Source organism: Leifsonia sp. HAY1-4F, from assembly GCF_056755275.1.
Genome location: NZ_JBNDHX010000023.1, coordinates 20,921 through 41,190 on the forward strand (window position 1 = coordinate 20,921; position 20,270 = coordinate 41,190).

The window sequence follows — 20,270 nt, forward strand, 5'->3', positions numbered from 1 at the left end:
CCCATGTACCCACAGCCCGTCGAAGGAGCAGACGAAATCAGACGCCTCGCCCGCAGCGCCCTCAACGCTGCGGGTGTAGGCGATGTTGACTACGTTCCGCTCGACGACGTGACGGCCGCGGTCAAACTCAAACAAGTTGACCTCTTTGCCGACGCCGAGAACCTGCCACCTCTCGTTGCTCGCGCCGCCCGAAAACTGCGATCGAAGATCGCAGGCGCCCTGGCTGTGAAAACGAAGACCATCTACATCGATCCCGACCTCGTCCCAGGGAGAAAGCGATTCACTGTCGCCCATGAAATCGGTCACGATGTGCTCCCGTGGCAGCAGGCTGCGTACGCTGACGACCACCACACGCTCGGCCCGGAAGCAAAAGCCGAATTCGAGCGGGAAGCGAACGTCTTCGCCGGCGAGCTCCTCTTCGGTGCCGGACGGTTCAACCTCCGCGGCGATGACGAAGCGCCAGGAATTGCCGTGCCACTCGCAGCGGCCACCCTCTACGGAACCAGCGCGGCAGCATCGCTGCGGCAGTACGTTGAATACAGCGCCCGACCGCTCGCTCTGCTCGCCGTCAGCAGATACATCACCACGACAACGACCGGTCCGCGGTTACGGATCTTCGACTCTCAAAGCGTCATCTCGCAACGGTTTTCGGACCGATTCGGACCGCTCTCAACGGCATTCCCTGCCGATCACATCACAGCGTCCAACCCGCTGTTCCACGCACTGAACCCCCTCCAAGTTGGAGTCGGCGACACCGTGAAGCTGACACTCGATACCAAGCGCGGCAAGGTCGAATTCCAGGCCGACACGTTCTGCAACAAGCGACTTCGATTCGTGCTGATCTACAGGCGCAACAGGTTCTCGGGGCGTCAAAGAGTCCTAGTTGACGTCCACGGAAAAGCGATTCACTAGAAGCCCAGACCGTTTCCCGGGCGATCGTGTTCACCTAGGACACCCCGAAATCGCGACGCAGGCCCCTCGCGCTAATGATGCTCGGCCAACTTCAATGCCTCCGTTGGCAATTGGGCTAACAGCCTCATGCTGTCGCTCGGCGAACCTACGCCGTCAGCGGCGCGAATCTATGGCTGTCGAATTTGGGCACATTTTGCGCACAACCGAGTGAGGTCATAGGAGGTTCGAGGGGGTCACCCGAGCCTGTACATCGTTGATTTCGCGCTGCTTTTGACGGGCGGCGTTGCAGCGAAAGGACCCCGGATAGAGTTCGAATCCCACGCCCTCCGCAGAACGGATGACCCCTGATGAACCTCAGTAAATCCAGCCGCTGATCTGGAGTTGCGCCTTCGGGTATTACGTCGTGACGTCGCGGGCGCCCAAGCTGCGCCAGAGGCTTGCGATCGCGGAGCGGATCGTCGACTCATCGACACCAGCGAGGTACTGCAATACCAGGCCATCAAGTGAGGCGAAGACGTAACGGGCTGTCGCCGCGAGGTCGCCCTGCACCCCAAGGTGGTTGAGGCCGACGAGCATGGCATCGAGGTAGCGCTCGTACAGGTGCTCCACCGCCTGCCGATACAGCGGGTTGCGGCGTGCCTCCAGAATCATCTCGTACTGGAATACCTGTAGGCCGAGGTTCGTGCGGAGTGACTCCAACAGTGCGTCGACGAAGGTCTCCTCGGATTCGAAGTCCAGGAGGGTGGTTGCCTCGATGGACTGCTCGACAGACCAGTCGAGAGCGGCGGCGAGCAGGGTCTCGCGGTTGCCGAAATGGTGCGCCACCAGCGAATTGTTCACCTCAGCCGACTCTGCGACGGCGCGGAAGGTCAGTCCGCGCAGGCCGCGCTCGGCGACGACGCGCACGGCTGCCTCGATCAGGACATCGCGCCCCGCTCCGTACTTCACTCGCCGAGCCACACGCCAATGTTAGCGACGAAAAAGTCGCCCTTGCGTAAAACTAAGCAAATGCTTATATTGATCGTCAACGGTCGCGGAATCCTGAAGCGGCCTCAGAGAAAGAGACGACGATGTCAACGGGAATTGAGCCTGACTACGTGACGAGCGCACAACTCGATCGCGAGGCCGCGGAACCATTCGAGGTGGGGACCGTCCAGTGGATCCGCCGACCCGGCGAGGGCGACCGCGCCGAGCTCGCTGCCGGCTATTGGTTCATCTCGCCGGAGCAGGCGCCCGGAGCCATGGAGGTCACAGGTCACGCTGACGAGACGATCCACATTCTCCAGGGTCACGTCACCGTCGAAATCACAGGCGGCGCAACCCTCGACCTGCGGGCCGGAGCGAGCGCGTCGATCAACCGGGGCGTCACTGCATTGTGGACGGTGCACGAGCCGACCATCGAGTTCTTCGTCTATTCCTGAAGGCCGCAATGTCCGAAACAGAGTCTTATGACGTCCTCGTCATCGGCGCCGGGTTCGCCGGGCTGACTGCCGCACGGGAGCTGTCGCACGCCGGCCGCTCAGTGGCGCTCATCGAAGCGCGCGATCGCATCGGCGGCCGCACCTGGCTTGACGAGCGGCTGGGGAAAGAGCTCGAGCTCGGGGGAACCTGGGTTCACTGGGTTCAACCCTACGTCTGGGCGGAGTTGCGACGGTACGGAATCGGACTCGCCCCAAGCCCCGTGCCAGTGGACGCGCACTGGTGGGATGGCTCCAAGGTGGTCCATGGCGACCCGGACGTACTTCTCGACCTCCTCGACGACCCGAACGAGCGCCTCGTCGGCGCGTCCCGCGAAACCTTCCCGGAGCCCTTCGCGCCGCTGACCTCCACCAGCTTCCGCGACCTTGACGGAGAGACGGTGAAGCAGCGCATTCTCTCGCTCGGACTGACGCAGGAGCAGCAGTCGTTGATTCTCGCTTTCTGGACGCTGAATTTCAATGGCCACCTGGACGACGCCGCCTACACGCAGGCTCTGCGCTGGGTCGCCTTGACCAATGGCGACTGGAAGCTCAACTTCGAGGCGTGCGCGACGTACAAGATCCAGGGAGGTACGCGAGCGCTTGCGTCTGCGATCGCCGCCGACGGGGACCCGGACACCTACCTCGGTGCCGACGTGCGTCGTCTGATCACCGACGAGGACGGTGTGCGGGCGCAACTGGCGGATGGGCGCGCGGTGCAGGGGCGCAAGGCGATCGTCACCGTTCCGCTGCACGCGCAGGGGCGGATCGACTACCAGCCCCCGATCGCTCCCGCTCGTGCGGAGGCGATCGCGCGAGGCCAGGTCGGTCTCGGGACGAAGATCTGGTTCACGATTCCGGAGCGGCCCGCCTTCGTCGCGTTGGGCAGCGCGGATTGGCCGCTGACCTTCTTCCAGTCCGAATACGTCAGCGATGGCAAGACTTACGTCATCGCGTTCGGCCCCGATGCGAACGCCATCGACCCGACGGACGCGGCCGCCGTTCAGGCGACCCTGCGCCGCCTCGTGCCGGACGCGACCGTTCTCGAGACCTCCGCACACGACTGGGTGAACGACGAGTTCTCCCAGGAGACCTGGCCGATGCACCGCACCGGCTTCCTCACCGAGTCGCTGGAGGAATTGCGACGCCCCCACGGCAACATCCATTTCGCCGGCTCCGACATCGCCGATGGCTGGGGAGGCTTCATCGACGGAGCCATCGAATCCGGCCTCGCGGCAGCCAGAACCGTCATCGACGCCACGGTCGCCACACGAACGCACGTCTGAGCACAAACATCCACCCGAACCGTCATCCGGCCGATCGAAGGAGATCGCAATGACCGACCAAGCAACCCCTCTTCCCGTCGTAGAGGAGTCAGCCACCCGTTCCACCTCCTTGCGCCAAGGCGCAATCGGAGTGATGGGAATTCTCTTCTTCGTACTCTCGGCGCAGGCGCCCCTGACAGGCATCGCCGGCGCCCTCCCTCTGACGATCCTGCTCGGCAACGGCGCGGGCGCCCCCGGCGCGTATCTCGTCATCGGCATCATCATCGTGCTCTTCGCCGTCGGCTTCATCGCCATGAGCCGGCATGTGCAAGCGAAAGGCGCGTTCTACGCGTACATCAGCGCCGGAATCGGCAAACGCGTCGGAACAGGCTCGGCATGGCTTGCCATACTCGCCTACGCGACCGTGCAAGCGGCCATGTACGGCCTCTTCGGCGCAAGCGTGTCCGCCCTCTTTGCGAACCTGGGCGTCACGATTCCTTGGTGGCTCCCGGTTCTGCTGACGATCGTCATCGTGCAGGTCCTGGGCTCGCTGAACATCGAGCTCGGTGCACGCGTGCTCGCGATCCTGGTCGGATTCGAGTTCGCCATCCTGATCGCATTCTCGCTGGGTGTCCTCTTCACCGGAGGCGGCCCCCACGGTGGAAGCCTCGACGTCGCAGCCAGCTTCTCGCCCAGCGCTGTTCTGGCAGGTGCACCCGGCGTCGCGCTCATGTTCGCTGTGGCGTCGATGTTCGGATTCGAATCCACCGCCATCTACTCCGGAGAAGCCAAAGACCCCAAGCGCACCGTCGCACGAGCGACCTATCTCTCCGTCGCCATCATCGCCCTCTTCTTCAGCTTCGTGTCGTGGATGTTCATCTCCTATTACGGCGCAGGGAGCGCTGTGCATCAGGCCGATAAGGCCATCACCTCGGGCGACTCGACCTCCTTCGTCTTCAATGCCCTCGACGGAATGCTCGGCGGGTGGGCCGGCGTCGCCGCTAGCATCCTGCTGATCACTTCCCTCTTCGCAGGCATCCTCGCTTTCCACAACGGCATCAACCGCTACCTGCACGCGCTCGGCAGCCAGGGTTCCCTCCCCGTGTCGGTAGCCCGGACGAATCGGCACCAGGCGCCTTCCGCGGCCGCGTACGTGCAGACTGCGATCGCCGTCGTGCTGGTGGCGCCGTTCGCGATTCTGGGCCTGGACCCGGTCCTGACCTTGTTCTCGTGGTTCAGCGGACTTGCCGTCGCCGCTCTCGTCGCGCTCTACATCCTCTGCAGTGCCGCCGTCATCGCGTACTTCATCCGCAACCGGATCAACGGGCGGATCTGGCAGCACTACACCGCACCGGCCATCGCGGGACTCGCACTGATCGGAGTGCTCTGGCTGGTCGTCGCCAACTTCACAGTACTCATCGGAGGGGAGCCGGTGCTGGCGGTCATTCTCCTGCTGGTGGTCCCGGTCGTCTTCATCGTCGGCGTCCTCACCGACCGGCAACACCACTTCGCAGAAACAACGTTTTAAGGAGGACAAGATGACTCAGAAGGCAACCTCGACAAACGAGGATCTGCTCAACACGGTCAGTGCATCGGAAGGTTCCGGCCGGCCCGTGCATGACCCGGCCACCGGAGGGCTCATCGGCCGCGCACCTGTTGCGTCGGTGGCTGATGTGGATGCGGCGATCGCCCGCGCCCTGGCGGCGCAGCCCACGTGGGACGCGTCGGGGCACGGAGCGCGCAAGAGTGCGTTGGTGGCCGCAGCCGATGCGGTCGATGCTCATGCCGAGGAGCTCGCCCGCCTGCTCTCCCGCGAACAGGGCAAGCCGCTGAACGGTCCCAATGCTCGCTTCGAAGTCGGCGCGTGTTCAGCCTGGCTGCGCGCTAATGCCGCGTTGACTATCGAGCCTGAGGTCCTGATCGACGACGGCGAGACTTACGCCGAGCTGCGATATCACGCTGTCGGCGTGGTCGGGGCGATCGGCCCCTGGAACTGGCCGCTCATGATTGGCATCTGGCAGCTCGCGGCGGCGCTGCGGATGGGCAACACTGTTGTGATCAAGCCCAGCGAGAACACGACCCTGAGCGTGCTTGCGCTCGTGGAGGTGCTGAACTCGGTCCTCCCGCCCGACGTGCTCATCGCCGTGCCGAGCGGCAGAGGGGTCGGCACGCGCCTGGCATCCCATCCGGATGTCGACAAGGTCATGTTCACGGGGTCCACTGACACCGGACGCAAGATCATCGAGAGCTCGGCTGGCAACCTCGCGCGGCTCACGCTGGAGCTCGGCGGCAACGACGCGGGCATCGTCCTGCCGGGAACCGACCCGCAGGCGATCGCGCAAGACCTGTTCTGGGGTGCATTCATCAACACGGGGCAGACCTGTGCCGCCCTGAAGCGCCTGTACGTTCACGACTCCATCTATGAAGAGGTCGTCGAGGCACTCGCGGCGGTTGCCGCGCAGATGCCGATGGGTAACGGCCTGGACGAGCAGAATGTCCTCGGGCCTCTTCAGAACAAGGAACAGTTCGAGATCGTCAAGCGCCTCGTGAACGATGCGAAGGCCAACGGCGGACGCATCGTCACCGGAGGCCGGCCCGCGACGGAACTCGGCGACTTGTTCTACCCGATCACCCTGGTCGCCGATGTCAGCGACGGCGTCGCGCTGGTGGACGAAGAGCAGTTCGGGCCGGCACTTCCGATCATCCGCTACTCGGACGTCGAGGATGCCATCGCCAGCGCCAACGGACTGGAAGTGGGCCTTGGTGGCTCGGTCTGGTCGAGCGATCGCGACGAGGCACGGAAGGTCGCGGCGCGACTGCAGGCGGGAACCGTGTGGATCAACTCGCACGGCGGCGTCAACCCTTTCATTCCGTTTGGCGGCGTCAAGGGTTCCGGCTACGGTCTCGAGTTCGGTGTGGAGGGTCTGAAGGCCGTAGCGGTTCCCCGCGTCATCAACGGGTAGCCATCCCATTGGGAGGCGGCGTGCGACACGCTCGAGGACCGCCGCCTCCTGACGCCGTGGCCGAGTCGTCAGCTTGCGAGGCTGGCGGCCCTTTGGTTCTGCCGGACGCGAACGACGACGCGATCGAGGGAGTACGCGCCCGGGCCGGCAAGCACGAGAGCAACGCACATCGCGATGATGAGCATGTTGATCTCCCATCCACCCGTTGCTGTCTCGGCGAAGAATCCGTGAGGCCAGTTGTAGAGCGCGATCGCAGTGAACATGTCGAGAGCGACGGCGGCTGCAGCGAAACGGGTCAGAAGACCGACGCCGACACAGATTGCACCGCCGAACTCGACCAACCCGACGACAACCGCCCAGAGCGGTCCCGGGTTCGCGCCGATCGACGCGAGGAAGGCCCCGGTCCCGGCGACCCCTCCGCCGCCGAATGCGCCGAAGAGCTTCTGCGAACCGTGGACGAAGAAGTCGACCAGCAGGCCGAGCCGCAACGTGAGCAACGCGATGTCGAGCCGGGTGGTGGGGGTGAGCGGCATACGCATGACGCGTCCTTTCTTAGGTGAAACGTATTGTCTTATATGGAACGTCTCAGCGCGCGAGCGCCACTGATCCGACGGCTTTCAACGCGTCCGAGAATCTGTCGAGGAGGACATCGAGCTGCGCCGCGTCGATCGCAAGCGGTGGACGCATCTTCAGCACGGCATCCGATCGTCCGATGCGGCTGATGAGCACCTGGCGTTCCCGCATCGCCTCCACGACCGCCTTCGCCCTGCGAGGATCCGGCGACGCCTCGTCGTCCAGGACGGGGCGATCGAAGACCTCCACGCCGAAGAAGAGACCATCGCCCTTCGGAACGCCGATCCAGGGATGCTCCCGTCCCAGCTCGTGGAGGGCGGCCCTGATCTTCGCGCCGTTGACCTGCGCTCGCTGAATCAGCTCCTCGTCGGCGAGGACGTCCAGGACAGCGTGCCCCGCGGCCGCCGAGACCGGATTGCCTCCGAAGGTGTTGAAGTACATGTTCCGAGGACCGAACTCGTCCATCAGCGCGGCGGAAAGCGCGACACCGCCCACCGGATGTCCGTTGCCCATCGGCTTGCCCATCGTCACCAGGTCGGGAACGATGCCGTGGTTCTGGTGGCCCCAGAAACTCCGGGCGGTGCGTCCGAATCCCGACTGGACCTCATCCGCGATGACCAGCCCGCCGGCTGCACCGACCAGAGCTGCGACCTGACGGACATAGCCGTCCGGGATGCGGTTGAGCCCCTCCGTCGAGAAGAGGGAGTCGAAGAGGATCGCGGCCACCCCATGGCCGGTCTCCTGGAGGGACGCGATCGCCTCGGCGAGCTCCCGAAGGGCTCGTTCGAGGACCACGGCCTCCGGCACGCCCGCGTCCGCACCGTCCAGATCGGGAACGCGAATCGTGCGCACGTGATCGCCGAGGCCTTCGTGTGCGGTGAGGCCGGTGGTGACGCGAGCGAGCGCCTGGGTGTGGCCGTGATAGCTGAAGTCCGAGACGATGATTCCGCTGGATCGGGAGTGCTGGGTCGCGATCCGGAACGCGAGATCGTTGGACTCGGACCCGCTGTTGGTGAAGATGACGCGGTCGATCTTCGCGTCGAAGGTGCTGAGCAGGCGCTCCGCGTAATCCACGACCCGGTCGTTGAGGTAGCGGGTGTGGATGTTGAGAGTGGCTGCCTGCTCGGCGATGGCCCGGACGACGCGAGGATGAGCGTGACCCACGTGGGGGACGTTGTTGTAGCCGTCGAGGTAGCGGATGCCGTTCGCGTCTGTCAGCCAGACGCCGCTCGCAGCGACGAACTCGATGGGGCTGTCGTAGAACAGCGGACTGTAGGGTCCGAGCGTTGCGAATCGGCGGGTGAGTAGATCAGTCATGTGTTGCTTCCATTTCGCGTTGAGTATGTCGTTCCGATGACGCAGGCCGGTCAGTTCGTGGGGAGGTCGGTCCAGCCGGTGCGGCCCGTCGAAAGGTAGAGCAGGCTGGCGCGGAACGCGTGAGGAAGGACACTGTCCAGGTGGAACTGCGTCGCTTCGACCTCCGGCCTGTCGACCGACCAGGCCAGATACGAAAGGGCGCGGGCGAGAAGGAGGGGGTGCCACGCCTGTCTGTCGGCCACGCTCAGGGAGCGTTCGCTCCGGTACCCGCGCAGCACCGCGCCCACCATCTCATCCGACTCGCCGTGACCGGTGAGGAAGAAGCAGGCCGTCGCCAGGTCGAACAGGTACCAGCCCTCTCCGCAGTCGTCGAAGTCGATCACGGAGAGACCGCGCTCGGACTCCAGGATGTTCTCGAGCGTCAGATCTCCGTGGATCGGCCCGTAGGTGCTCGGCGTCCGCGGGAGGCCGGCGAGGTCCTGCGCCAGCTGCTCCTCGGCCTGCTCGAACGTCTCGCGCTGCTCCCGGGTCAGACCGTCGAGACGGCTGGCGCGGCCCCACAGTGCATTCGGGCCGCTCAGCCCGGCGGCGTCCCAGGCGAGGCGGTCGTATCCCGGGGGCGTGCCGGTCCGTTCCCAGCAGCGGTGCAGGAGCGCGATGGTCCGCCCGTACTGCACCAGCTGCGCGTCGGTCGGCCGCGCATGTCCCGTGAAGGTCAGCGGCGAGGACCCCAGCGGAACCGCGGAGGCGAGCCACCGCTGGATCGTCACTTGGGTGCTGGTCCCGTCGGCGTCGACCACGCGCGCCACGTGGCTGCCGTCCGCCCGTCGTACGGGAGTCGGGACGGAGACTCCCGCGCCGGTGAGCGTCTCCAGGAGCGCTGACTCGGACTGGATCTCACTGTCCGTGTGATATCCAGGCCGGTGGACCTTCAACGCCCAGTCGTTCTCGCCGGCGGTGACGCGGAAGACGATGTTCTCCCGGCGGTTGACGAACTCGATCCGGGCCTGGTCGTCGATGCCGAACAGGTGCAGCGATCGGCGAGCCGTCTCGGCGGCGGGCTCGATGGCGGTGGGACTGGACGTCATGGCAGCTCTTTCTGCGGTTCGGGGGACCGGGGAGCCTCCACCTCGGACTCCGCCTCCGATTCGATGGTGGTCCGTTCGATGTCGTCCGCGAGCCTCGCGTACTTCTCGGGGTCGCGCCGCTTGATCACCGCCGCGGCGATGAATCCCGCGATGAGGGCGGCGGGCAGGAGCACGGGGAGCAGGGCGATCACCGGCGCATCGGATCCCGCGAGCGCCGGAAAGTTGACGATCGCCAGTATGACGATAGCTGCGAGTCCGATCGCGCCCAGTGTTGGAGCGATGAAGCTCGAGAGCACTGCCTGGTCGCGTCGACGGCGGAAGTAGGCGACGATCGCGATCGCCGCGAGGAGCTGCAGGAAGAGGATGGCCAGGGTACCGATGCCGGTCATGCTCGGGACGAGCGAGGCGATCGGGTCGAGACCGGCGAAAGCGAAGATGGCAGCCACAAGCGTCGCGAAGGCGAACTGCACGAGCGAGGCGAACTGGGGGAAGCCGTTCTTCCGGGTGCGGCTGAGACGGCGGGGGAGGATTCCGGCGCGGCCGAGCGAGAACAGGTAGCGCGTAGCGGAGTTGTGCAGTGCCATCAGGGCGGCGAAGAGGCTCACGAGAAGCAGGACCATCATCAGGTCGGTCAGCACAGGGCCGAGATACTTCTCAGACAGCGAGAACACCAGGTCCCCGGTCGCCAGGTGCTTCTGCGCGACGGCCTGGGCCTGAGCGACGCCCGTTGCGCTCACGATGGCCCACGTGGTGAACGCGGCGAACACGCCGATGAAGATGATCGCGGTGTAGGTGGCTCGCGGAATGGTGCGGAGGGGGTTCTTGGCCTCCTCGCTGAACAGGCCTGTCGCTTCGAATCCGACGAACGCGTTCGCCGCGAAGAGGAGGGCGACGCCGACGGCGCCGGAGAACACGACGGACGGAGCGAAGACTCCGAAGCTGAATCCCGTGGTGGACAGGACGGAGAAGTCGAAGACCAGCAGGATCGAAACCTCGAGGACGAGGGATACGCCGAGCACCTTGGAGCTGAAGTCGATGCCCCGCCGGCTCAGGAGGAAGGCCGCCACGACGGAGACGATCCCCCAGACGAGCCACGGAACATTCCAGCCGGTCAGGGTGGCGATGATGGTCTGCATGAAGAAGCCGCTGGTGCCGACGGCGCCCGCGACGAAGAAGTTGTAACCGAGCAGCGCGACGTAGCCCGCGGCGACGCCGGTCGGCCTGCCGAGGCCCTTCACCGTGTACGCGTAGAAGCCGCCGGCGCTGACGACTTCCTTGGACATCCGGGCGTAGCCATGGCGAAGAGCAGCAGCGCGATCGTCACCAGCACGAACGCGCCGACCATTCCGGCGCCGTTGCCGAGTGCGATGCCGATCGCGGCGACGACGACGATTCCGGTCGGGGGGGCTACGGCGGCGAGGACGAGGAAGACGACGCCGGGTACGCCGAGTGAATTGTGTGCCAGCCGGGAGGTTCCGGCTTCGGTGCTGGTCATGTGAGCTCCTCACGTCGATGTGCGGACTAAACTGAACTGAGAGTATGGGAAATGATCTCGAAGTTCAAGTAACGTAACAAGGATTTAATAATCTGCGAAGAAGCCTGAACTCGGAGCGCACGCATAGGGTGGTGGCAATGGCTGATCCGGTGATGACGCTGAGGGAGCGACAGCGAGAACGAACTCGCTCCGACATCCTGGACGCGGTCGTGGAGGTCGTCGCTTCCGACCAGGTGGATGGACCGCTCATCGAGCTGATCTCGACGAGGGCCGGCGTTTCGCGGGCGACGATCTACGCACATTTTCCGGGCGGCGTCGATGAGCTCGTGGAATCGGCGTATGTGCGCGCGGCGCACGACTTCATCGAGCTCGTGCGCACCTACCCGAGCGGATCGTGGGAGGAGCGGATCCTCGCGCACGGCCTGGCGATGCTCGAACTGGCCGACCGGGGACCAGTGGGCCGGTTCTACAACGTGGCGGCCGCACAGTTCGGCGCGATCGTGCGCGTGCAGGGCGCTGGATCGAGGCGCTCTCATGACGACTTCGTGCTGGCCTTGGCCGAGGCGAAGCGCGCCGGCGAGCTCGTGGACATCGATTCGGAGGAAGCCGCGTATCTGCTCGCCGGAATGGTCCGAGTCGTGGGCGTTCGAGCCACCGAGTCCCGTGAACGGGGTCGTTCGAGCCTTGCTGCGTTCCGGCGCCTCGTCGAAGGGATTCGCCCTGACTGACCGGCGGTGCCGCGAAGACTGCCTGGTCGGACAGGATTCCTCGCGCCCGACCAGGTGTCGCTGACGCCCGGGGAAGGCCTCAGCCGTTGATGACCTGAGGGACTGCGACGGCCTTCAGACCCTCGACGCCGAATTCGAGGCCGTAGCCGGAGCCCTTCACGCCGCCGAACGGGACGAGCGGGTGCAGACCACCGTGCGAGTTGATCCAGACGGTCCCGGCCTGGACTCGGGAAGCCACCGCCCGTGCCTCGTCGCGGCTGTTCGCCCACACCGAACCGCCGAGGCCCGCGTCGAGCCGGTTCGCCTTCTGGATCGCGTCCTCGACATCGGTGTATCGGATGATCGGCAACGCCGGACCGAACTGCTCTTCGTCGACGAGCGGGGCGCCGTCCTCGATATCGGCGACGAGGGTGATCGGGTAGAACAGCTCGCCGAGCTCTCGCGCCGGGGAGCCACCGGTGACGATGCGGGCACCTCGGCGCTTCGCGTCCTCGACCAGACGGTTCACGATGTCGAACTGCTGCTTGTTCTGCACGGGACCCAGGACGTTGTCCTCATCGAGCCCGTTTCCCATCGGAGTCGTGCGAGCGACCTCGGCCAGGGCCTCGACCACGTCGTCGTACACGGAGTCGTGCACGTAGAGGCGCTTGAGCGCGGCGCAGGTCTGCCCCGTGTTGATGAATGCCCCCCAGAACAGATCCTGGGCGATCGCCGTGGCGTCGGTGCCGGGCAGCACGATGCCGGCGTCGTTGCCGCCGAGTTCGAGCGTGAGTCGCGCGAGGTTGCCTGCGGAGCTCTCGATGATGCGGCGACCGGTCGCGGTCGAGCCGGTGAACATCACCTTGTCGATGTCGGGGTGGGATGCCAGGCGCGCCCCGACCTCGCGGCCCCCTGAGACAGCGATGAGCACGTCCTCGGGCAGCTTTTCGTTCAGCACGTCGACGAGCGCGAGGACGCTGAGCGGGGTATATTCGCTGGGCTTGACGACAACGGTGTCGCCCATCCGGAGCGCAGGGGCGATTTGCCAGATCCCGATCATCAACGGCCAGTTCCACGGGCCGATGGCGCCGACGACTCCCACTGCACGGTAGTGGAGTTCGGCGTACGTGTCGCCGTCGTCCACGAGCACCTGCGGCTCGAGTGCGACGCCGGCGGTGCTGCGAAGCCACGCCGAGCACGCCCCGATCTCGAATCGCGCGTTCGGACCGTTCAGCGGCTTGCCCTGCTCGCGTGACAGAAGCCGGGCGAGTTCCTCCGCATGGGCGTCGACCGCGTCCGCCGCGGCAAGCAAGTGCTCGATCCGGCGGTCGTTTCCGAGCGCCTCCCATGCCGGTTGGGCTGCACGGGCGCGGGCGACCGCATCGTCGAGCACGTCGACGCCGGCCTCGGGAGCGTTGCCGATCACCTCCCCGGTGGCAGCATCGTGGATCGGGCGGCCCGATCCTTCTGGTGCGCTGACGCGAGCGAGTAGGTCGCGGACATCGGTCATCTCGGACTCCTTCATCGGAATGGTTCCTCCGACTCAGCTTCCCTCCGGAGTCACCGGACGGCGTTGACCAGGCGCGCACTGCCGATGTCTAGAGGTGCATAGCGACAATGCGGAGTGCAGGGTGCTACCATCCGTTCACGGATCGTATACAAAGCTGTCCCCGGTTCCAGTGAGGTCGATGGTGCTTACCCCCAGTCAGCGGACTCGTGGCGCTCACGGCGTCACCACCGACGCCACTCACGATTTCAACGCGTTCCGAAACAATGTGTCGAAGTCGTTCGTGCCGCTGCAGGTGACGAGCGACCGGCCGGAACCGTTCTGGGGTCGCATCCGCGCGGCGCAGGCCGATGAGATCCACGTGTGCGAAGTGAGTGCGACACGGCATGTCGTCGAGCGGACTCCGGAGCTGATCGCCCGAGCGGATCGGCCCTACTTCAAGCTGAGCATGCTGTTGTCCGGCACGGGCCTGCTGATCCAGGACGGGCGCGAAGCCCTCCTGCGTCCGGGCGATTTGGCTGTCTACGACACGCATCAGCCGTACTCGCTCGTCTTCGAGGACGATTTCCGGACGATGGTCGTGATGTTCCCGAAGCAACTGCTGGGGCTGCCGGCGGATTTGGTGTCGCAGCTGACGGCGGTCAGGTTCGATGGCGGGTCCGGCATCTCCGGCATGATCGTGCCGTTCCTCGGGCAGATCGTCGGCAATCTCGAGGAGCTCTCCGGGGCGGCCGGCGGACGGCTCGTGCACAGCGCGCTCGACCTCGTGTCGACGCTGTTCGCTCAGGAACTCGACCTTACGACCGACCCCACGGACACGCATCGCGCTCTGATGCGCCGGATTCACGCCTACATCGAATCCAATCTCGGGTCCGCCGACCTCGGGCCCACCGAGATCGCCGCCGTCCATTTCATCTCGACCCGGCACCTTCAAGGGCTTTTCCAGGAGCACGGGACGACCGTGTCGTCCTGGATCCGCTCTCGCCGGCTGGAGCGTTCTCGCCGGGACCTGGTGGACCCCCTCAACGCGACCCGGTCCGTTGCTGCGATCGCGTCGAAGTGGGGGTTCACCGACGCGGCGCACTTCAGCCGGGTCTTCAAGGCGACGTACGGCGAGTCTCCATCGGACCTGCGGACTGCCGCCTGGCTGTGACCTCCGCACCGTCCTGAGTCACTCGTCGGCACGGAGTTCCGGTGCGCCCGACTCTTCGGGACCGTGCCCGATCTGCGCGTACACGCGGGGGTTCGACCGTTTGAGGACGACTCCCCAGACGACCCCGAGGATGCCAGGGATGATCACGACGGCGGGGAGGATGAAGGTCGTCGCGCTCGGTGGCGCAGTCGGGTCGCTGGTCAGCAACGTGTTGAAGTAGACCAGGATCAAGACGAAGACCACGAGGAGCCCGACGCCCGCGATCACGGGGGCGACGGTGTGCTGCCAGGAGCCGACGGCGTGGTGGTTCCGGCGGAAGAACCCGATCACGGCGAACGAGACGATCGCCATGAGGAGAGTCAGCCCCATGGCCCCGGTGTTGGTCAGCCAGGAGAACAGGGTGAGCACGGGGAAGAGCGCAGCAGGGGCACCCTTCGGCGGTGTCCACCCGGCGCCGGCGATCGCGAACGCGACGATCACGATCGCGGCGAGAGCGGTCTGCGTCACCGAGCCCGCCCAGGGCGCCCCGCTGTGGTGCCGGATCCGGGCGAGCCAGGACGGCATGACGCCCTCCCGCCCCAGCGAGAAGAAGTAGCGCGCGACCGCGTTGTGAAAGCTGACGAGGGAGGCGAACAGGCTCGTCACGAACAGCAGCTGTGCGATGTCGCTCATGATCACTCCGACGTGGGTCGCCAGGAACGAGAACATCAGGTCGGGGCCTTGCGTCCGCGAATCGGCGATGACCCTGCTCCCGCCCGAGCCGACGACCATCGCCCACGACGAGAGGGCGTAGAAGAGCGCGATGACACCGACGGCGGTGTACGTCGCTCGCGCGATGGTGCGCTTGGGGTCCTTCGACTCCTCGCCGTAGATCGCTGCCGACTCGAAGCCCATGAATGCCGCGATCCCGAAGGCGAAGACGGCTCCGACTCCCGGGACGAACAGGGCCGACGGCGTGAGCGCGGCCGCGCTCACGCCGTCCGGCGATACCGCGAACGTAGCGATGTCGTACACGATGACCACGACGAACTCGAAGGCGACGAGGACGCCGAGCACCTTGGCCGACAGGTCGACCCGATTGACCCCGAGCAGGGCCACGATCGCGATGCACACGAGCACCGGGATCCACCACGGTACGTCCCAGCCGAACTTGGTGTTGAGCAACGCCGACACTTGGAAGCCGAACAGTCCGTACACGCCGATCTGCATCGTGTTGTACGAGATCAGTGCGACGATCGAGACTCCCACGCCGGTGGGTCTGCCCAGGCCGCGGGCGACGTACGAATAGAACGCCCCGGCGTTGGTGATGAAGCGGCTCATGGCGGCATAGCCCACCGCGAAGATCGCCAGTGTCACGCCCAGGATGAGGAACGAGAGGGGGACACCCAGGACGCCGGTGACGGCGAAGGTGGTCGTGACGCCGCCGGCGAGCACCGTGAGTGGTGCGGATGCGGCGACGATCATGAACGTGACGGCGGGGACACCGAGCCTTCGGTGGGCGGTGGTCCGGCCGCCGACGACATCGTCGGCGAATTCTGTAGAGGTCATCGGGTGCTCCTCGGTGGTTGCGCGAAATGGTTCACGATCGGACTCGATCCAACAGCCAACACGAGCCCTGCGGCTTGGCTCCGCACGCACAGAGATTGTCTGAATCGGAACGTTCAGGTGCGACAGGCGGATCGCCTGAAGGGAAGGTCGATACTGAGTCGACGACCCGAAGCGAGGATCTCTATGTCCGCTCACGACCACACCACCAGGACGATGGCACCCGAAGCCGTCGCCCATCCGCTCGATTCTCTCACTGCGAGCGAGATCGCCGCGGGGCGTCGCGTGCTGGAGGCGTCCGGTCTTGTGACGGAGTCGACCCGGTTCCCGAACGTGCTCCCGGTCGAACCGGCGAAAGAGGCGGTCGCCGCCTTCCGGCCGGGCGATGTCATCGAGCGCCGCATCCTGTTCGTGATCCTGGACACCGCGACCGGGGTGTCCGGCGAGGCGATCGTATCGGTGACCACGAACGAGCTGGTCGGCTACCGCGAGCTGGGCACGGCGGAGGCGCCGTACGGGCAACCGCAGTACCTGTTCGAGGAGTACGGCCGCGCGGAGGAGATCGCGAAGGCGTCGCCGGGGTGGCGGGCGGCGATGCGGCGGCGCGGACTCGAGGACCGGATCGAGCTGGCGTTCTGCGCGCCGCTCGCACCCGGCCACTTCAACCGCGCGGATGAGGTCGGCCGCCGCGCGATCCGCAGCCTGACCTTCCTCCGCACGACCGAGGACGACTCGCCGTGGTCGCACCCGGTCGAGGGGCTCATCGTGCACATAGACCTGACCCGCGGCGAGGTGATCCGGGTCGAGGACGAGGGCGACACCCCCGTGCCCGAGCTCGACGGCAACTACGACGCCGCGACGGTCGGCCCGGCCCGCACCTCCCTCAAGCCGATCGAGATCACCCAGCCGGAGGGTCCGAGCTTCCACGTCGAGGGGCAGGCGGTCGAGTGGGAGAACTGGAGGTTCCGGGTCGGCTTCAACGCGCGGGAGGGCCTTGTGCTCAACCAGGTCACGTTCCGCGACGGCGATGAGGACCGGTCGGTGCTGTACCGCGGCTCGGTGCCCGAGATGGTCGTGCCCTATGGCGACACGACGCCGACCCGGTTCTGGATCAGCTACTTCGACGCGGGCGAGTACCTGCTGGGCAAGAACGCGAACACCCTCGCGCTCGGCTGCGACTGCCTCGGTGTCATCCACTACTTCGACGGGATCGTCGCCGACGACCACGGCAACCCGGTCACCATCCCGCAGGTCGTGTGCATGCACGAGGAGGACTACGGCATCCTCTGGAAGCACACCGATCTCGGCGGAAAAGCGGAGGTGCGACGCTCCCGCCGTCTGGTCGTCTCGTACTTCTCGACGATCGGCAACTACGACTACGGCTTCTTCTGGTATTTCTACCTCGACGGCACGATCCAGGTGGAGGCCAAGGCGACCGGCATCGTCTTCGCCGGCGCCGGCATCCCCGGCAGCAGCGATCCGCACGCCACCGAGATCGCCCGCGGCCTGTTCGCCCCGGTGCACCAGCACCTGTTCTGCGCACGGCTCGACGTCGCGATCGACGGCGACCGGAACTCGCTCGCCGAGGTGGACGTGGTCGGCATCCCGACCGGCCCGGACAACCCGTACGGGAACGCCTTCACCTGGACGACGACCCCGATCGCGCGCGAGTCGGAGGCCGCCAGGCTCGCGAACCCGGCCACTGCACGGGTGTGGGAGGTCACGAGCTCGACCCGCCGGAACGCGGTGGGGAAGCCGACCGCGTTCCACCTGGTCCCGCAGCCTGGCGCGACCCTGATGGCGCAACCGGACTCCACGGTCTTCGGGCGCGCCACCTTCGCGACCAAGCACCTGTGGGCGACGCGGTTCGACCCGGCCGAGCGGTTCCCGGCGGGGGACTACCCGAACGCGCACGCGGGAGGTGCGGGCCTGCCGGCGTGGACCGCGGCCGACCGGTCGCTCGCCGACGAGGACATCGTGCTCTGGCACGTCTTCGGCCCGACACACATCCCGCGGCCGGAGGACTGGCCGGTCATGCCGGTGGACTACTCGGGCTTCGCGTTGAAGCCGTACGGGTTCCTCGACCGCAACCCGGCGCTCGACCTGCCCGACGGCGCGGCCGCGTCCTCCTACTGTGCTGGGGGAGACGCCTGCACCTGCCAGCACTAGGCCCGCTCGCAGCGAAGCGTGCCGAGGGCTGAGGACATCGCGCGCTCAGGACATCGAGACGGTGGGCAGATCGACGATGTGGGCGCCACCGTCGACCACGAGAGTGGAGCCGGTGATGTAGCTTGCGTCAGGGGACGCGAGGAAGCGGATCACGGACGCGATCTCGCCCGGCGCTGCGGCACGCCCCAGCGGAACGTCGCGCGTCACGACGGCGTAGCCTTCCTCCCGGCCGGGAAGTCCCGTCTCCGATGCGAACACGTCCATCTCCTCGTCCGCCATCGGTGTGCGAACCCAGCCGGGACAGACGGCGTTGACCCGGACCCCCTTCCGGCCGTAGTCGCGGGCAAGGCTGCGGGTGAGCCCCAGCAGGGCGTGCTTGCCGACGGTGTATCCGGCGACCCCCGGGCCGGCGAACAGCCCGGCAAGGGAGGACACGACGACGATATTGCCGCGGGATTCCACGAGCTCGGGCAGCGCAGCGCGGGCGAGCATGAACGCGGTGGAGACGTTCGTCCGGAACGACAGCTCCCACTGGCTGTCATCGGTCTCTGCGACTGCGCCGACGCCGTGGCCGCCGGCATTCGCGATGACCGCATCCAGACGCCCATAGCGCTCGACCACGCGGCTCACCGCCTGATCCACCTGCGCACGATCGCTCGTGTCGCACGGGCTCGCCCAGGCTCCGATCCCGGCTGCGACAGCCTCCAGCGGTTCGCGGCGTCGTCCCAGCAGCACGACGTCGGCTCCGTCCTGTGCGAATCTGTGCGCTGTGGCGGCACCGATTCCGGTGCCACCACCCGACACGACGACGACTTGTCTGTGCACATTTCTCCTCATGTTCGAGACCGCCGCGAAATCGGTCGCTTGCTTCTCGCCGTCCGAGAATCCTGCACCAGGTGCGCGTCGCGTAACCGCTCAGGTCGAACCGTGCGCCGTTGCACCACCGTCGTTCGCTCTCCGGCAATCCGCGGGGGATGTCGAAAACCTACGCTGGCAGGATCGTGCCGATCGACCTGAGGAGACTGCTGTGTTGAACACCGACACCATCCAGGCGATCGCGAACGAACTCGCGGATGCCGAGCGTGACCGCGCGACCGTTCCGCTGCTGACCGCTCGCCACCCCGGGATGACGGTGGAGGACTCCTACGCCGTGCAGCGCGTGTGGGTGGACCGCGGGCTTGCGGCGGGGCGCCGGCTGGTGGGCCGCAAGATCGGCCTGACCTCCAAGGTGATGCAGCAGGCGACGGGGATCTCCGAGCCGGACTACGGGGCGATCTTCGCGGACATGGTCCACGAGACGGGTTCCGTCATCCCGTTCGACCAGTATTCGAACGTGCGCATCGAGGTCGAGCTGGCCTTCGTGCTCGCGTCTGCGCTCGAAGGCCCGGACGTGACGCTGTTCGATGTGCTCGACGCGACGAAGTACGTCGTCCCGGCGCTCGAGATCCTCTCCTCGCGCATCGAACTGCAGGGCCGCACGATCGTCGACACGATCTCCGACAACGCGGCGATGGGCGGGATGGTCGTCGGCGGCCGGCCGGTGCCGGTGGATGCGGTCGACCTGCGCTGGGTCGGTGCGCTGCTCTACCGCAACGAGACCATCGAGGAGTCCGGCGTCGCCGCCGCGGTGCTCGACCATCCCGCCGCTGGAGTCGCCTGGCTCGCGAACAAGCTCACCCAGCACGGCACGCGGCTGGAGGCGGGGGATATCGTCCTCGCCGGCTCGTTCACCCGGCCGCTCTGGGTGGAGCGCGGCGACACCATCCACGCCGACTACGGAACCCTGGGAGCAGTGACATGCCGATTCGCCTGAACCCTGCCCTTGGGGTTGGAGCCGGTCCTCGCCCAGCCGCGTAGTGAGGTCGCGCGGACTCTTTGCATGAATCCTCAAATCGTATACAATCTCGAATATGCTCAGTCCATCCGCCACGACGAGGAGCGACAACGCGTGAGTGTCATCAGCCTGGATGCCCTCCCTGCGTACCAGGACGCGCGCGTCCGCCCTCAGCCCCACTCTCTCTGAATTCCTAGCCAAGGAGGCCGCGCATGGCGCAGCACACCGTATCCACTCATCACATCCCGGAGAATCTGCCTGGGAGGATCCAGCACTTCATCGATG

18 protein-coding genes are annotated in these 20,270 nt (G+C 66.2%); 9 read left to right on the plus strand and 9 right to left on the minus strand.

What is annotated here, in order from left to right; genetic code table 11:
* The first annotated feature begins 3 nt into the window (after positions 1–3).
* Positions 4–912 carry an ImmA/IrrE family metallo-endopeptidase gene (locus tag ACPYOG_RS06930; RefSeq protein ID WP_481293509.1) on the plus strand — a complete coding sequence of 303 codons (909 nt, stop codon included), beginning with the start codon at positions 4–6 and terminating at the stop codon, positions 910–912.
* Positions 913–1,308: 396 nt separating this feature from the next.
* Here ACPYOG_RS06930 and ACPYOG_RS06935 read toward each other — a convergent pair whose 3' ends face one another.
* On the minus strand, positions 1,309–1,872 hold the full coding sequence (locus tag ACPYOG_RS06935; RefSeq protein WP_481293510.1) for a TetR/AcrR family transcriptional regulator: 564 nt from the start codon (positions 1,870–1,872) through the stop codon (positions 1,309–1,311).
* 137 nt (positions 1,873–2,009) lie between these two features.
* Here ACPYOG_RS06935 and ACPYOG_RS06940 point away from each other — a divergent pair, with 137 nt between their 5' ends.
* The 4 genes from ACPYOG_RS06940 to ACPYOG_RS06955 are packed head-to-tail and all read left to right on the plus strand — an operon-like array spanning position 2,010 to position 6,597.
* The gene (locus ACPYOG_RS06940) at positions 2,010–2,333 is read left to right on the plus strand and encodes a cupin domain-containing protein (RefSeq protein ID WP_481293511.1); all 324 of its coding nucleotides are present in this window, start codon (positions 2,010–2,012) and stop codon (positions 2,331–2,333) included.
* Positions 2,334–2,341: 8 nt separating this feature from the next.
* On the plus strand, positions 2,342–3,655 hold the full coding sequence (locus tag ACPYOG_RS06945) for a flavin monoamine oxidase family protein (RefSeq protein WP_481293512.1): 1,314 nt from the start codon (positions 2,342–2,344) through the stop codon (positions 3,653–3,655).
* A 49-nt stretch (positions 3,656–3,704) separates the two neighbouring features.
* Positions 3,705–5,162, plus strand: coding sequence for an APC family permease (locus ACPYOG_RS06950; protein ID WP_481293513.1), 1,458 nt, complete (start codon positions 3,705–3,707; stop codon positions 5,160–5,162).
* Between the two features lie 10 nt (positions 5,163–5,172).
* Positions 5,173–6,597 (plus strand): aldehyde dehydrogenase family protein, encoded by a 1,425-nt coding sequence (locus ACPYOG_RS06955; RefSeq protein ID WP_481293514.1) that lies wholly within the window; start codon positions 5,173–5,175, stop codon positions 6,595–6,597.
* A 68-nt stretch (positions 6,598–6,665) separates the two neighbouring features.
* Here the strand turns inward: ACPYOG_RS06955 and ACPYOG_RS06960 are convergent, their stop codons facing one another.
* Genes ACPYOG_RS06960 through ACPYOG_RS06980 form a run of 5 tightly spaced genes read right to left on the minus strand, consistent with a single transcriptional unit; the run spans position 6,666 to position 11,070 of the window.
* On the minus strand, positions 6,666–7,136 hold the full coding sequence (locus ACPYOG_RS06960; protein ID WP_481293515.1) for a DoxX family protein: 471 nt from the start codon (positions 7,134–7,136) through the stop codon (positions 6,666–6,668).
* A 46-nt stretch (positions 7,137–7,182) separates the two neighbouring features.
* Positions 7,183–8,487 carry an aspartate aminotransferase family protein gene (locus ACPYOG_RS06965; RefSeq protein WP_481293516.1) on the minus strand — a complete coding sequence of 435 codons (1,305 nt, stop codon included), beginning with the start codon at positions 8,485–8,487 and terminating at the stop codon, positions 7,183–7,185.
* A gap of 50 nt (positions 8,488–8,537) precedes the next feature.
* The gene (locus tag ACPYOG_RS06970; RefSeq protein ID WP_481293517.1) at positions 8,538–9,575 is read right to left on the minus strand and encodes a phosphotransferase enzyme family protein; all 1,038 of its coding nucleotides are present in this window, start codon (positions 9,573–9,575) and stop codon (positions 8,538–8,540) included.
* Entirely contained in the window at positions 9,572–10,858 is a 1,287-nt protein-coding gene (locus ACPYOG_RS06975) for an APC family permease (RefSeq protein WP_481293518.1), read from the minus strand. The genes ACPYOG_RS06970 and ACPYOG_RS06975 overlap by 4 nt, the downstream gene beginning before the upstream one ends.
* The gene (locus ACPYOG_RS06980) at positions 10,810–11,070 is read right to left on the minus strand and encodes a hypothetical protein (RefSeq protein ID WP_481293519.1); all 261 of its coding nucleotides are present in this window, start codon (positions 11,068–11,070) and stop codon (positions 10,810–10,812) included. The genes ACPYOG_RS06975 and ACPYOG_RS06980 overlap by 49 nt, the downstream gene beginning before the upstream one ends.
* Before the next feature lie 137 nt (positions 11,071–11,207).
* Here ACPYOG_RS06980 and ACPYOG_RS06985 point away from each other — a divergent pair, with 137 nt between their 5' ends.
* Positions 11,208–11,798, plus strand: coding sequence for a TetR/AcrR family transcriptional regulator (locus ACPYOG_RS06985; RefSeq protein ID WP_481293520.1), 591 nt, complete (start codon positions 11,208–11,210; stop codon positions 11,796–11,798).
* Positions 11,799–11,877: 79 nt separating this feature from the next.
* Here ACPYOG_RS06985 and ACPYOG_RS06990 read toward each other — a convergent pair whose 3' ends face one another.
* Positions 11,878–13,287, minus strand: coding sequence for an aldehyde dehydrogenase family protein (locus tag ACPYOG_RS06990; RefSeq protein ID WP_481293521.1), 1,410 nt, complete (start codon positions 13,285–13,287; stop codon positions 11,878–11,880).
* A gap of 178 nt (positions 13,288–13,465) precedes the next feature.
* Between ACPYOG_RS06990 and ACPYOG_RS06995 the strand changes: the two genes are divergently transcribed.
* On the plus strand, positions 13,466–14,437 hold the full coding sequence (locus tag ACPYOG_RS06995) for an AraC-like ligand-binding domain-containing protein (protein WP_481293522.1): 972 nt from the start codon (positions 13,466–13,468) through the stop codon (positions 14,435–14,437).
* Between the two features lie 18 nt (positions 14,438–14,455).
* Here the strand turns inward: ACPYOG_RS06995 and ACPYOG_RS07000 are convergent, their stop codons facing one another.
* Complete coding sequence (locus ACPYOG_RS07000) at positions 14,456–15,985, minus strand: APC family permease (RefSeq protein ID WP_481293523.1); 1,530 nt, start codon at positions 15,983–15,985, stop codon at positions 14,456–14,458.
* 183 nt (positions 15,986–16,168) lie between these two features.
* Between ACPYOG_RS07000 and ACPYOG_RS07005 the strand changes: the two genes are divergently transcribed.
* Complete coding sequence (locus tag ACPYOG_RS07005; RefSeq protein WP_481293524.1) at positions 16,169–18,151, plus strand: primary-amine oxidase; 1,983 nt, start codon at positions 16,169–16,171, stop codon at positions 18,149–18,151.
* Between the two features lie 45 nt (positions 18,152–18,196).
* On the opposite strand, the gene ACPYOG_RS07010 is transcribed toward ACPYOG_RS07005, so the two are convergent.
* Positions 18,197–18,976, minus strand: a complete 780-nt coding sequence (locus tag ACPYOG_RS07010; protein ID WP_481293525.1) for an SDR family NAD(P)-dependent oxidoreductase — start codon at positions 18,974–18,976, stop codon at positions 18,197–18,199.
* 202 nt (positions 18,977–19,178) lie between these two features.
* Here ACPYOG_RS07010 and hpaH point away from each other — a divergent pair, with 202 nt between their 5' ends.
* The gene (gene hpaH, locus ACPYOG_RS07015; protein ID WP_481293526.1) at positions 19,179–19,964 is read left to right on the plus strand and encodes a 2-oxo-hept-4-ene-1,7-dioate hydratase; all 786 of its coding nucleotides are present in this window, start codon (positions 19,179–19,181) and stop codon (positions 19,962–19,964) included.
* Positions 19,965–20,270: the final 306 nt, after the last annotated feature.

Coding starts and splice junctions, on each gene's coding strand:
- ACPYOG_RS06990 (WP_481293521.1), bottom strand. CDS start 13,287: ATGACCGATGTCCGCGACCTACTCGCTCGCGTCAGCGCACCAGAAGGA.
- ACPYOG_RS06985 (WP_481293520.1), top strand. CDS start 11,208: ATGGCTGATCCGGTGATGACGCTGAGGGAGCGACAGCGAGAACGAACT.
- ACPYOG_RS07000 (WP_481293523.1), bottom strand. CDS start 15,985: ATGACCTCTACAGAATTCGCCGACGATGTCGTCGGCGGCCGGACCACC.
- ACPYOG_RS06965 (WP_481293516.1), bottom strand. CDS start 8,487: ATGACTGATCTACTCACCCGCCGATTCGCAACGCTCGGACCCTACAGT.
- ACPYOG_RS06970 (WP_481293517.1), bottom strand. CDS start 9,575: ATGACGTCCAGTCCCACCGCCATCGAGCCCGCCGCCGAGACGGCTCGC.
- ACPYOG_RS06975 (WP_481293518.1), bottom strand. CDS start 10,858: ATGTCCAAGGAAGTCGTCAGCGCCGGCGGCTTCTACGCGTACACGGTG.
- ACPYOG_RS06945 (WP_481293512.1), top strand. CDS start 2,342: ATGTCCGAAACAGAGTCTTATGACGTCCTCGTCATCGGCGCCGGGTTC.
- ACPYOG_RS07005 (WP_481293524.1), top strand. CDS start 16,169: ATGTCCGCTCACGACCACACCACCAGGACGATGGCACCCGAAGCCGTC.
- ACPYOG_RS06950 (WP_481293513.1), top strand. CDS start 3,705: ATGACCGACCAAGCAACCCCTCTTCCCGTCGTAGAGGAGTCAGCCACC.
- ACPYOG_RS06960 (WP_481293515.1), bottom strand. CDS start 7,136: ATGCGTATGCCGCTCACCCCCACCACCCGGCTCGACATCGCGTTGCTC.
- ACPYOG_RS06995 (WP_481293522.1), top strand. CDS start 13,466: ATGGTGCTTACCCCCAGTCAGCGGACTCGTGGCGCTCACGGCGTCACC.
- ACPYOG_RS06980 (WP_481293519.1), bottom strand. CDS start 11,070: ATGACCAGCACCGAAGCCGGAACCTCCCGGCTGGCACACAATTCACTC.
- ACPYOG_RS06955 (WP_481293514.1), top strand. CDS start 5,173: ATGACTCAGAAGGCAACCTCGACAAACGAGGATCTGCTCAACACGGTC.
- ACPYOG_RS06930 (WP_481293509.1), top strand. CDS start 4: ATGTACCCACAGCCCGTCGAAGGAGCAGACGAAATCAGACGCCTCGCC.